At 63.0% G+C, this 13,416-nt stretch carries 10 protein-coding genes, 1 tRNA gene and 2 pseudogenes; 4 read left to right on the plus strand and 9 right to left on the minus strand.

The features are described 5' to 3' along the window. Positions 1-371: 371 nt before the first annotated feature. Positions 372-671 (minus strand): GIY-YIG nuclease family protein, encoded by a 300-nt coding sequence (locus AUC70_RS12180; protein WP_069445130.1) that lies wholly within the window; start codon positions 669-671, stop codon positions 372-374. A gap of 152 nt (positions 672-823) precedes the next feature. On the opposite strand from AUC70_RS12180, the gene AUC70_RS12185 reads away from it, so the two are divergent. Continuing rightward, positions 824-2,140 carry a GGDEF domain-containing protein gene (locus AUC70_RS12185; RefSeq protein WP_069445131.1) on the plus strand — a complete coding sequence of 439 codons (1,317 nt, stop codon included), beginning with the start codon at positions 824-826 and terminating at the stop codon, positions 2,138-2,140. Between the two features lie 222 nt (positions 2,141-2,362). Here AUC70_RS12185 and AUC70_RS12190 read toward each other — a convergent pair whose 3' ends face one another. Further along, the gene (locus AUC70_RS12190; protein ID WP_069445132.1) at positions 2,363-3,031 is read right to left on the minus strand and encodes a GNAT family N-acetyltransferase; all 669 of its coding nucleotides are present in this window, start codon (positions 3,029-3,031) and stop codon (positions 2,363-2,365) included. Positions 3,032-3,588: 557 nt separating this feature from the next. On the opposite strand from AUC70_RS12190, the gene AUC70_RS12195 reads away from it, so the two are divergent. Together AUC70_RS12195 and panD are read left to right on the plus strand one after the other, a co-directional pair. Next, positions 3,589-4,905, plus strand: a complete 1,317-nt coding sequence (locus tag AUC70_RS12195; RefSeq protein ID WP_069445133.1) for an adenylate/guanylate cyclase domain-containing protein — start codon at positions 3,589-3,591, stop codon at positions 4,903-4,905. 179 nt (positions 4,906-5,084) lie between these two features. Continuing rightward, the gene (panD, locus tag AUC70_RS12200; protein WP_371515024.1) at positions 5,085-5,429 is read left to right on the plus strand and encodes an aspartate 1-decarboxylase; all 345 of its coding nucleotides are present in this window, start codon (positions 5,085-5,087) and stop codon (positions 5,427-5,429) included. Positions 5,430-5,450: 21 nt separating this feature from the next. Here panD and AUC70_RS12205 read toward each other — a convergent pair. After that, positions 5,451-7,456: pseudogene (locus AUC70_RS12205) on the minus strand (protein-L-isoaspartate(D-aspartate) O-methyltransferase). Between the two features lie 214 nt (positions 7,457-7,670). After that, on the minus strand, positions 7,671-8,390 hold the full coding sequence (locus AUC70_RS12210) for an SIMPL domain-containing protein (RefSeq protein ID WP_069445135.1): 720 nt from the start codon (positions 8,388-8,390) through the stop codon (positions 7,671-7,673). A 173-nt stretch (positions 8,391-8,563) separates the two neighbouring features. On the opposite strand from AUC70_RS12210, the gene AUC70_RS12215 reads away from it, so the two are divergent. Then, positions 8,564-8,640, plus strand: a tRNA-Ile gene (locus AUC70_RS12215). A 38-nt stretch (positions 8,641-8,678) separates the two neighbouring features. On the opposite strand, the gene AUC70_RS12220 is transcribed toward AUC70_RS12215, so the two are convergent. From AUC70_RS12220 to AUC70_RS18915, 5 genes and pseudogenes are all read right to left on the minus strand, one after another. Beyond that, on the minus strand, positions 8,679-10,232 hold the full coding sequence (locus AUC70_RS12220; RefSeq protein ID WP_069445136.1) for a PepSY-associated TM helix domain-containing protein: 1,554 nt from the start codon (positions 10,230-10,232) through the stop codon (positions 8,679-8,681). Beyond that, on the minus strand, positions 10,229-10,588 hold the full coding sequence (locus AUC70_RS12225) for a hypothetical protein (RefSeq protein WP_069445137.1): 360 nt from the start codon (positions 10,586-10,588) through the stop codon (positions 10,229-10,231). The genes AUC70_RS12220 and AUC70_RS12225 overlap by 4 nt, the downstream gene beginning before the upstream one ends. 14 nt (positions 10,589-10,602) lie before the next feature. After that, complete coding sequence (locus tag AUC70_RS12230; protein ID WP_069445138.1) at positions 10,603-10,788, minus strand: hypothetical protein; 186 nt, start codon at positions 10,786-10,788, stop codon at positions 10,603-10,605. 116 nt (positions 10,789-10,904) lie between these two features. Continuing rightward, on the minus strand, positions 10,905-12,785 hold the full coding sequence (locus AUC70_RS12235) for a TonB-dependent siderophore receptor (protein WP_069445139.1): 1,881 nt from the start codon (positions 12,783-12,785) through the stop codon (positions 10,905-10,907). Positions 12,786-12,991: 206 nt separating this feature from the next. Beyond that, a pseudogene (locus AUC70_RS18915) lies at positions 12,992-13,333 on the minus strand (TonB-dependent receptor plug domain-containing protein); the annotation flags it as partial. Positions 13,334-13,416 lie beyond the last annotated feature (83 nt).

Raw genomic sequence — 13,416 nt, forward strand, 5'->3', positions numbered from 1 at the left:
CGCCGGAAGGCTGCCCAACAAACAAAAACGGACGGCGGCCGACCAGCGCCCCGCACGTCCCTTCGGGACGAAGTCCCCGCTTCGCGGGTCTGACTTAGGAAACGTAGAGAGATTTTGGTGAACCTGGTGCCGGACGGAGCGGGGGTCTTGGCGCGCCTTCTCGGCTGTCATGCCCCGACTGATCGGGGCATCCAGTAGACACCGCCCGTCGTGATCCGGCACGTCACGGATTACTGGATCGCCCGGTCACGCCGGGCGATGACAAACAAGAGGGATGCTTTAGCGTGCCTTCTCGGCTGTCATACCCGCACCGGCGCTCAAGTAGCGCGAAGCGCGGTAGCGCATAAAACACATGCGGGCATCCAGTAAGCTTAGGTGGTTGCGATTGATGGGTAGAGGTCGTCCCAGTTGGCGTTACGCTCCTCGATCAGCTCGATCTTCCAGGCCCGGTTCCATTTCTTCAGCCGCTTTTCGCGCTCGATTGCGGCCGTGATGTCGTCGAACTGTTCGAAGTAGACCAGTCGCGCTACGCCATATCGCTTTGTGAAGCCTTCAGCGGTTTTGGTTCTGTGTTCATGAACACGCCGGATGAGATCGTTGGTCACACCGACATAAAGCGTGCCGCCGATGCGGCTCGCGAGAATGTAGACGTAGTAGCGACGGTCCTTCACATCGCTAGATTGGTGAGTACTGGATCGCCCGGTCAAGCCGGGCGATGACAAAGGCGCGTTAGGGTCGTGCGCTCAAGCAGGCCGCTTATTGGATTTCTTGGGCCGCCGTGTTTTGCTCTGGCGAAAGTCTCACCGTCGCCTAGAGAGGAAGCATGTCGCTCAGCACGCTCCTGAAGACCAGATCGCTGCGGTTTTGGACGGGCTTCAGTCTGGCGATCGCGATCCTGCCGCTCGCCCTGTCCGCGGTCGGGGGATTTTTCCTTCTCCACCATGGCGTGATCGCGGGGTTCAAGGATGTGTCCTATCGCCATCACGAGCAGATCGCGCCGACGCAACGGCTGCGCCTGTCGATCTTGGAGAGCATCAGTCCGGTCGATGAGTATGTGGACGGGGCCGGCGCGACCCGGCCGCTGATGTATCGTGAGCTGCGTAAGCGGATCGAGACGGAATTTGCCGCGCTGACCAAATCATTGCGCGCCGAACCCGAGGCTCAAGAGCTGGTTCGGCGTGCCTACGAGGATTGGTCGAAGGCCGACCATGATGCGGCAGAGCTTATTGCGAGGTCTGGCGGAAACTTGGGGCCGGGCGTGCTCGAGAAGGTCGAGCAGTTCCACGGCGATGTCTTCAGCGCCGTCGACAAGCTGTCGGCCGTCTACGACCGGGTTTCCCAGGACATCGAGAAGGACCACGAGGTCGCGCTGCGCTCCTACGAGCGTGCCATATGGCTCGGCGGCATCGCGGCCGGCGTGTCGCTCCTGACCGCCATCTTCGGCATTATCCTCATTGGACGGATCATTTCCGGCAGTGTCGACCGCTTGGTCGATGGCGCGTCGCGATTTGCGGAAGGCGACAGAAGTCACCGTATCAATGTGGCGGTGCCTCCCGAACTGCACCGTGTTGCCGAGGAATTCAACCGCATGGCCGGGCGCGTGCGTCAATCGGAAGAGGTTTTGGCCGATCTGGCGCATCGCGACGCCCTGACCCGGCTCTTGAACAGACGGGCCTATGACGAAGCGCTCGATGAGATGTTTGCGCGCGCGCAGCGGTTAGGCGAACGGGGCGCGGTGATCGCGCTCGATGTCGATCATTTCAAGACGATCAACGACACCTACGGGCACGCCGCCGGCGACGAGGTGCTGCAGGGCATCGCGGACGTGATGGCGTCCGAAGTGCGGCCGACCGACAAAGTGTTCCGGACCGGCGGCGAGGAATTCGCCATTCTGCTGGCGGCGGCGGACATAACGAAAGCGGCCGAGACGGCGGAGCGCATCCGCCAAGCCGTCAAGTCGCGTCGTTTCCGGTTCAAAGACACGGTGCTCGATGTGACGGTCAGCGCCGGCGTGGCGGCTGCGACGGACCGCATCGGCGCCGACAAGCTGACCGAGGCCGTCGATGCCGCGCTTTATGAGGCCAAGGAAACCGGCAGAGACCGCGTCGTGGTCAGCGGCCAGAGCGGGACGTCACAGTAAAGCGTCGCATAGGCGACAGCGCAAATCGCGCTCAAGCAGGCCGCTAGGCCGGTAGCGCTAATCAACCGCGCCCAAGCAGGCCGCGCCCTCAAGTAGCGAAGCGGTAGGGTAAATAGGAAGGCCGGTAGCGCAAATCAACCGCGCTCAAGCAGGCCGCTAGGCCGGTAGCGCCAACAAACCAGCTCAAGTAGCCGCTAGGCGGTAGCGCCAACAAGAAGACTCTTACAAATCCCCTTCGGACACCATCAGGGCGGCGTCGTTGGGGTCGCGGTGCACATGCAGGTTGAGGCTGTGGGCGAGTTGGAGCATGGGGCCATTCTCCGAATGGATCGTGCCCCAGATATGGGTGTAGCCCATCTCGCGCGCCGCTTCGAACACGAGCTCGAGCGCCTTGTGGGCGAGACCGAGCCCTTCGGCTTCCGGGCGGAGCGTCACGGAATATTCGGCCGTCTTGCCGTCCTTGCTGCCGGTGATGCGTGCGCCGCCCAGGATCTCGCCTTCGAGCGGCCCGTCGCCTTCCAGCACGATGCACAGATCGCGCTCGGGGTCGGGCGTGCAGAAGTCGCGCGCCATGTCTTGCGTGAGATGGGGCAGGTGATGCAGCACGCGGAACCAGCGGCCCCGGTCCGTCATGGCGTCGTAGCAGCGGATGAGCCTTCCTGCGTCCGTCTCGTTAATGGGGCGGGCGAGATGGGGATGGCCGTCCTTGCCGGCGATGGTCACCTTGCGGCGGAGGAGCCTTTCGCGCAGCGGCGAGAGGGGCCGTGCCGACGTTAGCGTCGACACCTTGTTGATGGGCGCACGGGCGGCGGGCGCCGCATTGATGGCAGGCGCCGTGATGGCGCCCGTCGTGATAGCGCCCACGGGGTCGGTGTCGAGCGCATGGCTCATCCGAGTGGCCCGGCGGGTCTGCCCGGTTTGGCCGTCTCGAAGGGCTTGGCTGTTATGGTGGGCTTGGCCCATAAATTCTGCGTCCGGTCTTGTTTCTCGAAAAAGCCTCTTAGAGGCTAGGCCTCTTCAGAGGCCCTTTGGCCGACCTTGACGCTGCTCCCTTGGCTGTGCCGCCGATTCACTCGGCTGTTGTCATTGGAGATAGGCATAGCTTGGGCAAAAGCCATGGCCGGATGGTGAAGTTTTTGCGGCGCAACAAGCGGCGTTTCGTCTCACGCGCTCTGGGTGTTTCTCGCTCGAGCAGCCGCTAGGCGGTAGGGCAACGAGCCCGCCCCGCGCTCAAGTAGGCCGGAGGCCGGTAGGGCAAGCGATCAAGCCCTCAAGCAGCCGCTAGGCGGTAGGGCAAGCGATCAAGCCCTCAAGCAGCCTCTAGGCGGCAGGGCGTATCGCGCTCAAGTAGCGCGAAGCGCGGTAGCGCAAATAAGGCGCGCTCAAGTAGGCCAGAGGCCGGTAGCGCCCACAAAAACTTGAGCATCGGCCCCGATGCGGACACCGGGATGCGTGATAAGGTCCGCGTCATGACGGATACGTTGATTCACCATCTCAAGGACGCGCCGCCGCCCCCGCTGGGGCCGAGCGACACGGAGGCGTGCGTCTCCGGGCAGATCGCCGATGCGATCATCGCCTCGGGGCTCACCGACCGCCCAATCGGCGATTTGATCCAGACGGTCATGGACCGGCTGACCCAGGCCGGCGTGCCTCTGGCGCGGATGATGGTTGGCTTTCGTATCCTGCACCCGCTGTTCGACGGCATGACCATTGCCTGGACGGCCGAGAACGGCGTGGAGGTCGAGTATTATCAAGCCCTTACGGAGGACAATCCGGATTTCACGCTGAGCCCGTTCTACTGGATGATCAAGGGCCAGGTTCCGGAACTGCAATTGCGGATCGACCGGGACGCACTGGTCGACAAGTTCCCGCTGCTGCAGCGCCTGCGCGACCAAGGCTTCACCGGCTATTACGCGCGCGTGGTCACGTTTGGGGAAGGGCCGATGCAGGTCGGCACCACGGACGGGCTGGCGCTGTCCTGGTCGACGAAATCGCCCGCCGGCTTCTCGGAGCGGGACGTCTGCATCATGCAGCAGATCCTGGCGCCGCTTTCTCTGGCCTTGCGGGTGATGATCAAGGATCAGATCGCGAAGAATACCCTCAACGCGTTTCATGGGCCGCTGGTGGGCGAGCGCATCCTGTCCGGCACGGTCAAGCGCGGGGACGGCGAACGGCTCGCCGCGGCGCTGTGGTACAGCGATTTGCGCAACTCGACGGGCCTTGCGGACCAGCTTTCCGTGGAGGGTTTCCTCGAATTGCTGAACGTCTATTTCGATTGTGCGGCCGGCGCCGTGATCGAGGAGGGCGGTCAGGTGCTCGACATTGTGGGCGACGCGATCCTCGCCTTCTTCCCGGCCGATGCGGCCGGCGAAGAAGCGGCGGCCACGTCCGCCTTGCGGGCGGCGCTCAAGGCGCAGGAGCGGCTGGTCGAGGCCAAGGCGGCCGAGTGCAAATGCGCCGTCGAGATCAATTTCGGCGTCGGCGTCCATTTCGGCGATGTGGTGTTCGGCAATGCGGGCACGCGCGAGCGTTTGAAATTCGGCGTCATCGGCCGCGCCGTGAACGAGGTCGCCCGGACTCAAGACATGTCGAAGCTATTGGGCCAGCCGATCGTGGCGACGGACCAGGTGGTGAGCCGCGCGCGGCCCGACGCGGGCCTCAGGTTGAACGATATGGGCTTGCACGATTTGCGCGGAATTCCGGCAGCGAAGCGTCTGTGGGCCCTGCGGCACAATGCCGATATTGCGCCCGCTAACGCCGGGTAACTGTGGATTTTTTTCTAGAACTGTCACAATTGACGGGTAGAAAATCGCAGATTCGCGCGGATGTTGCGTTGCAACACCTCCACTCTTGCTCTATATCCACAAACGAGAGCAATGGGTCCTCGGAAGGGCCTGCTTGGGATTCATATTAGGAATCTTGGGGCGAACAATTGTTCCTGACCATGTTGAAGACAAAGCTGCACCGGGCCACGGTGACCGGCGCCGATTTGCATTATGAAGGCTCGATCGGGATCGATCGGGACCTGCTTGATGCGTCCGGCATCCTGCCCCATGAGCAGGTGGATGTGCTGAACATCAACACCGGCGCACGCTTCACCACCTACGCTATCGAGGCTCCGCGCGGCTCGTCAGAGATTGCCGTGAACGGTGCCGCGTCCCGTCTCGTACAGAAGGGCGACAAGGTCATCATCGTCGCCTATTGCCAGCTCCCGGCGGAGGAAGCCCGCAACTATCATCCCAGCGTGGTCTTGCTCGGCGAAGGCAACGAGATCGTCTCGACGTCTTAGAAGCGCGCCACGCGAATACGCCTACAGACCAAACGGATAGGTTTCGTCGGGCCCATGAGGATGGGCTTGCGGCCTTGCATCGACGGCCTGGGTTTCGGTGAACCAGATCCACGCGTCGAACTGTTTCGACAGTTCCGCCTGGAAGTAGTGCGACAGCAGTTCCGTCTCCGGCCGGTAGATGACGCCGATGGCCCGTTCCAGCATGGGTTCGGCAAGCGCCTCACGCACGCTGTCCGTTTGTCCCGCGCCCGTCTCCAGGAAGAAGGCCTCGATGCCGGCGTCGCGGGAGCGTCCCTCATAGGAGTCGTTCCGGGCAGGGCGCACGCGCTTGATCTCCATGGGCTCGTCCCAGTTGGAGGCGGCAGCGACCGTGCCGCGATCCGTGCCGAAACCGATAAGCGCACACTCCTTGCCAAAACGCGCACGCGCCAGCTGACCGATATTCAGCTCACCGCGTACCTGGCCCATCTCGGTGAACTCCGCATTGCCGATATGGGAGTTGTGGGCCCAAACCACAGCCTTCGCGTCGGGACCGCGGTGCTCCAGAACGCGCTCCAGCGTGTCGAACATGTGCTGGTCCCGCAGGTTCCATGACTGCGCGGCGCCGTAATACATGATGCGGTAGTATTGCTCGGCGGCAACGACGATGCGGGCGTTCTGCTCCGCATTGAAAAAGGCGCTGCCGTCGCGGGCAAGATAGCCCAGACGCTTCTTCAATAGATCGACCAGGGCCTGGGTTACGGGCTTCTCGCATACGGCATAGCCCTGCGACAGCGCCATGCGGCCATAACGGGCCGGGTCCGAGCGGAACGGCGCCAGGCAGCCGTAGCGCTCGCGTGCGATGCGGGCGGTTTCAGGATCGACATTGTCCAGATAGTTGAGGACCGCGCCGATCGAGGTCGCCAGGCTGTAGACGTCGAGCCCGTAAAACCCTGCGCGCTTGTCGGGGTCGGTGATGGTCTCGTTGATGGCCTTCAGCCGTTGCAGGAAACCATTGACCTGACCGTTGCGCCACATCCAGGCGGGGAAACGGGTGAATGCGCTGGCGGGAGTCTCAGGCCTGGGAAGGCCACGCACGAAAGCGTCGTAGACCGCAGCGTCCGGCCAGTCGGCCTCCACGGCAACGACATTGAAGCCATGTTTTGCGACGAGCATCTCGGTGATGTGGGCACGCGCTTCGTAGAATTCGGCGGTGCCGTGCGTCGCCTCGCCGAGAAGCACGACGCGCCGGTCCGCGAAGCGCTCCGCGAGCGCGGTCAGTTCGGTGAAGTTAGCAAACGGTTCCGCCGCGCCGGCGATCACGTGGCTGAGGCTCGTGCGGGGAGCCCGTGCCTGCGGCGCGGGCTTCAACAACCCATTGGCAAAACCAGACGTTTCGGAATCAATTTGGGTTTCCGCCTTGGCTTGGCGTGGGGCCTCCCAGCTTCTTCACCGATAAGGGGAACGAAGGTCACCCCGCCATGGTCTTCCTGCTCGAACGTATCCTCTCCGGTACGGCGTACGCGAATGAGGGTCTGGTACACGTCACGGCCGACGGGGATGACGAGACGGCCGCCAATGGCGAGCTGCTGCTTCAAGGCCTCCGGAACTTTGGGACCGCCCGCCGACACGATGATCGCGTCGAACGGTGCCTCCGGCGGCCAGCCTTTGGTGCCGTCGCCGCAGATGATGTCGACATTGTCGTAGCCAAGATGCGCCTCCCGCTCGCGCGCCAGGTCGGCAAGTTCTTCGTGTCGCTCAATGGCATAGACGGACGACGCGATACGGCCCATCACGGCGGCGGCGTATCCGGAACCGGCTCCGACCTCGAGGACGGTGTCGCCGGGGCGGATCTCGGCCAGTTCGATCATCCGCGCGACGATATAGGGCTGCGAAATGGTCTGCCCCGCCGCGATCGGCAGGGCCGAGTCCTCATAGGCGAATTCGGAGAGGGGCTGTGACACGAAGACTTCGCGCGGCACCTGGGCCATTGCGGCAAGCACATGGGCGTCGCTGATACCGCGGGCCTCGAGATGGCGCGTGACCATCAAAGCCCGGTCGTGGGCGTGCGGGTCTTCGGTATGCGGGTCTTGGGCATGGATGTCGTCCACGCCCGGGGAGTTTCCGGGTGATGACATCATCCTGGAAGACTACACGATGCCGCGAATGCCGACCTTGATTCTGATCAGGGGGACGGCGGGATTCGGCGGTTTCGTCCGAAACCGCCCGAGGCGCACCGTTTTCCCGGATTCCAGGTTAGCCCTACCTGAGTTCCCAAGAGACCTGGACTTTGGCTTCGACCGACATCGTGCCGCCCTCCACGGGGACCTGCTTTGCTTCGGCCATCATCGGGGCCGCGGTTGCCATGGCGCGATAGGGGCGGGGCGTGTAGTCGCCGCTTTCGGTAATCTTGACGACGGGTCCGAGCTCCACGCCGGCCGCTTCCGCGTAGAGCTTGGCGTTGTCGATCGCGTTGGTCATGGCGAGCTTGCGGGCCTCGTCCTTCATCTTTTCCGGTTCGGCGATGCCGAAGCTGATCGAGTTGATCTCATTGGCGCCCGCCTGCACCACCTTGTCTAGGACGTCGCCGAGCTTGTCGATGTCGCGCACGGTGATGTTGACGTTGTTGCTGACCCGATAGCCGGTGATGAACGCGGCCTGTTCGTCCTTTTTGCGTTCGTAGACCGGCGAGACGTTGAAGTCCGTCGTTTGGATGTCCTTCGCCTTGAGGCCGGCCTCCTTGAGCGTGCTGACCACCTTGGTCATTGCGTCCGTGTTCTTGGACAGCGCGTCCTGCGCGGTCTGCCCTTCGGAGGTTACGCCTGTGGAGATGCTCGCCATGTCCGGCGCCGCCTTGACGGTCCCGGAGGCTGACAGGGTGATGGTCCGCTTGGCGCCGGCTGCGGAAGCCGAGAGAGGAAGCGCGGCGGCGAGCACGGCGATGGCTGGGACAAGCATCCGAAGGGGGCGGGCAAAGGTCATGGGAGGCTCCAGGTCTTTCGAGGTGGTCCTTGAGTTTGGGACACATAAGGAATCTGTTATGAGGCGGAATTGTGAGGCTGGGCAGAACGCTCTACAAGGCCAGCCTCTGCCGCGCACGACTCGTTACGCGCGGCGTGTGACATTCGGATCATCATCCGTCATTCGCACATCGGGGGCCCGTAGCTCAATTGGTTAGAGCCGGCGGCTCATAACCGTCTGGTTGCTGGTTCGAGTCCAGCCGGGCCCACCAACCTTGGAGCGCTCAACGACATAGGCGCGGACGCGCGCTCACAAACTCGGGAAAGTCGGCTTTCGTAACATCCGGCCGGGGAGTTGTTTCTTTGCGAGAGGAATCAGAACGCCGGCCATCAGGATGAGGCCGCAACCGGCCAGAAGCCCGTCGATGATCCAGGACACTGGATCGGCCATGCCCTCACTGCGGAACGTTGCGATATGCGCCGCGGCGACGGCGCACAAGGTCAACCCGGTCAAGAGCCGCAAAATCCGGGCGCAGGCGGATTCCCCCGGGGCGAAGTAGCCGATGACGAGCGCAAGCCCGAAACACACGAGATAGGTCGTGAGTGCGAGATTAGACGCGACGGCGAGCACAACGAGAGCCGTGGCGGCCAGCGCGAAGGGCTGGCTCCATGCGAGGGCGGCCCAGATCCGCTCCCAGAACGGTTCGGGATTTCCCTTTTCGCGCTTCCGGTGAAGCCAGATGGTCACGCCGGTATGCGTGACGATCGTCAGCGCCAGCCCAAGCAGGCCGTAAGCGATCTTGACGAGCGTGCCGCCGAACCACCCGAAATGGATCGGATGAAGCGCACCGAGAATCTGCTGCCCCACCGACCCCCGCTCGAGGCCGCCATCCCCCACGAGATCACCGGACCCGTCGAAATAATAAGGGTTTGCTGACGACAGATGCCCAGGCGTCTGCATGGACAGATGGGTCATCTGCCCGGCGGTGCCCGCATGTTCGACGTGGACGCTTCTGAACTCCGCCTCGGGGTGCTCCTTCCTCACATGCGAGATCATGGCGTCGAGATCGGGGAGCGGCGCCAACTTGTGATCCTTGCCCGCTTGCGGACCGATGAGCACCGCGAATGCCTTTTCGGAGTCGCCTTCATACGCCGCCAGCGCCAGCACCCCGATGACCAGGACGGACAAGCCCAGAAGGGCGCCGGTCAGCGAAACGGCAATGTGAAAAGGCAGCCCCCACACGCCGAGCCTGTTGTGCAAATCGGCATCCTGCAGCCGGCGTGACCCGCCCAAGCGAAACGAAAAGGCGTCGCGGAATATTCTCGGGTGGGACAGCACGCCCGAAATCAGCGAGGAGAGGAGTGCGACGCCGGTTAGCCCGACGATGAACAGGCCATAGGTTTGCGGCAGATGCAGATGGATATGCAGCTTGGCGAGAAATTCGGACCAAGGTGCATGAGCCTTGTCGACGATCCGACCTTGCTCGTTGGCGAGCCATTCGCCCTGGGCGCTGCTCTCATGGTCGTGGAAGCTGACGTCGAAATGAAGCGTTCGCGATCCGTCCCACGCGAGGAAGAGGTCGGGGACCTTCGAGCCCATCTTCGCACGGCCATAGGCCGCGCGCATGGCGGCTTCGAGTGCCGCCGGCGCGGGCTCCGTGGCGACCAGCGGGGCATTGGGTTGTTCCCAGCGCTTGAACTCGAGCACGAACACAGCAAGCGTTCCCGACAGACATACGATGTAGATGAGCGCCGCAAAGGCGAGGCCGAGCGCGGAGTGGCCGGCCAGCATGGCGCGCACGAAGTCCGGCGAGAGCCAGTTCTTCTTACGGGGCGCGTTGTTTGAACTCGATGTGTCGGTCATGAAAGGAGGCTCGGGAGGAAGGCGATCCCATAGCCGGCAACGCAGATGGCGAAGAGGATGGCAGTTGCCCGCAGGAGCTTCGAGTCGGCCAGCGTCCAAGCCATGCCCGCGCCCCACAGCACCGGAACCATGATGCCGCCGATGACCATCTTGTCCGTTGCGGGCATGGGCATGGCAACGGCGAAGGCGACGCCGACACCGATCGACGCAGCGCCCGCAAGCACGATGGCCAACAGGCTCTTGGCGATCGCCCGCGTCCAATTGGTGTTGCGCTGCTCGGGTTCCGCCGGCTTGTCGCGTCCATTGGAGCGCCTCTCACGGAACTGAACCGTAGCGCCGACGCCGAGCAGTGCCACCAGCGAGAAGACGATCAGGCAAAGGCCGTTCCGCGCTCGCCCCCAAACGCGTCCGCGAAGATGGCGAAGCTTGCGCCGATCGCAAGCCAGCCGGTTAGGACGACGGCCGTCATGCCGTTGCGTCGTTTCGCGAGCCAAGCCCACCTTAGGAGTGCGATACCCGTGGCGAGCAGGCCAACGGCCACCGCGATCAGGCCCAACTCCGAACTCCCTCAAACATCTTTCGCCTTCTTTCCCAGCCGTCTCATGCAGCGGTGCCCACCCGCCACCGCATGGGGCAGGGGGTGAGCGCCGGAACCTTAGTCTTGAGCGCGGATCAGTATCTGTATGTCGCGCTGCCGATAATCGTGCGTGCTTGGCCAATGCCGCAGGTGAGGCTGAACGCGCCGCACGACACGAGATACTCCGTGTCCGCGATGTTCTGTCCGGTAACGGCCAGCCGCCAATGCTCGGTTTCGTAGCCGATCGAGGCATCGAACAACGTGACGTCGGGCGTCGTGACCGTGTACTGCAGCCCGGTCAACAGGTCCTCGCCTACGTCCGTGACCTCGCCGATGTAGCGGACGCCACCGCCGACCGACACGCCTTCGAGGAAGCCCCCACCGAACGTGTAGATGCCCCAGAGGGACGCCAAGTGTTCCGGCATGTTCGGATCTTCGGTACCGATCTTGTAGCCGAGCGGATCGGGATAGTCGGTGAATTCGGAGTCCGTGTAGGTGTAGGACGCGATCACCTTGAGCTCGGGGGTGAGGTTGCCGATCGCCTCGAACTCGAAGCCCCTGATCCGCCGCGCGGCGCCGATCAAAGTCTCGAAGAGCGTGTCCGGCGACACGGTGAGATTCTCTTCTTCGATCTCGTAAGCAGCGAGATTCACGGCGAATTGCGATCCGCGCGGCTGGATCTTCAGGCCGACCTCGATCTGATTGCCTTCGCGTGGTGTCGCACCCCGGCCGTTTGTTCTGACATAGAGCGTGTCGGAAACGATCACGCCCGGCTGAGGCGTAAAGGACTGCGACCAGGACACGTAGGGTGCGAACCCGGCGTCGAACTCGTACATGAGCGCGGCCCGGCCCGAGACGGCTTGCTCGTGATCGTCGGGCGATCCTTCGAACCCGATATTGACCCAATCCTGCCGGATACCCGCAACGCCGATCCAGTTTCCAAGACGCATCTGATCCTGAAGGTAGATGCCCGTCTGGTACTGAGCCTGATTGGGGTTCCGTGTCGGTTTGACGTCTTTCGGGCTGACGGGCTGCAGGTTGTCGAGGTTAACCTGATAGCTGGAGCGCTTATGATTGCCCTTGAAGACGTTGTACTTCTTCTGCGTGCCCGGATAGCCGGCGAAGTCGAGTATGTAGTTGCGGTCGATGCCGAGCCCCGCGACATAGTCGTTCGACAGCCCGGACGTAATGCCCGGCGCTTGCGTGAGGGCCTCTGCGAGAACCGAATCCCGATAGCCCGGCGGCAGGAAGGGAAGAAACGGCGCCAGCTCCGCGTCTACGGCTGACGTGATGCCGGCCCTCACCTGCGGCAGGATGAACGAGTACGCCTGATCGTAAGCCAATGCCTCGGCGGCCGGGATGGTCGCCGGATTGACGCCCGATGCGGTCAGAAGATTGTCGATCAGGTTGATGTCGGAGGAACTCTCCCTGAAGCTCATATAGTCGGCGCCGCCGGTGACTTCGTGCTCGAGCTTCCCGGTGTCGAATTCGCCGGTCAGGTACGTGTCCGTGGTGAACACGCGTGTGTCCGTCTCGGACACATACCGAGACCTGGCGAGCTCCGTTTCGTCGGCGTTCAGATACGGGGCGTAGTCGGGAATGACCAGCGGCACACCGAGGAATTCCTCGAACGGCCCGTTGAGGATGTTCAGCCGGGCACTCGTCAATCCTGCAGGGTAAGTGGAATCGTATTGGTTCTTGGTGTGCGTGTAGCGCATGCCTGTGTGGAACTTCAGGCCGCTGTCGAACTTCTTGTCGACCAAGAGCGTGCCGGATTCCTGCTCTGTGTCGTAATAGTCCGTCGGAATGCCGGCAAACGTGTTCGGGGGAATCTTGCGGCCTTGCGCGTTCGGATAGAGCGTTCCCTCCAGGGGGAAGAACTGGGCCGAGGAGCCGGAGTCGTCCTGTTGGAAATTACCCAGCAGCAGAACCTCGGTATCCGCATCCGGCCGGTACGCAATCGACGGCTGAAGCATCCAGCGGTCGTTGTCGACGTAGTCGACTTGCGTCTCCGAAAGGCGGCCAAGGCCGGTGATGCGGTAGTAGAGACCGGCCTCCTTGGAAATCGGGCCGCTGAGGTCGCCTCTGAGCTGCTTGAACTCGAACGACCCGTAGTCGATGCCCGCTTCGGCAGAGGCTCGAGCGTTGGGCGCTTCGAAATGCCGTTCACGATGCCGCCGACGCTCGTGGCGCCGTACAGCATGGCGGATGGGCCGCGCAGAACCTCGATGCGCTCGAGGGCGTAAGGCTCGATTGGAATTGTATTGTAGTAATAGCCGCCGTGGATGCTTTTCGCCAAACCGTCGACGAATAGCGAGCCCTCAGTGCCGCGAATGACGATGTTGTCGTTCCGTGTGTCGACGCCGAAACCGTTGGCGAAAACGCCAGGGGTATAGCGAACGGCTTCGTCGAGGGTCTGGACGCCCTGCTCCTGCATTTGCTCTACACCGATGACGCTGATGGACTGCGGCGTTTCGATGAGGGGCGTGTCGGTTTTCGTGCCCGTCGCGGAGCGCGTCGCCACATAGCCTTCGACGGGGCTGTACGCCGTCGGCTCGCCTCCGGCGAGGGAGTCTTTAACGCCTTCCGGCGCCGGGACGTCAACGG

This window comes from Methyloceanibacter stevinii, assembly GCF_001723355.1.
Taxonomy (GTDB): domain Bacteria; phylum Pseudomonadota; class Alphaproteobacteria; order Rhizobiales; family Methyloligellaceae; genus Methyloceanibacter; species Methyloceanibacter stevinii.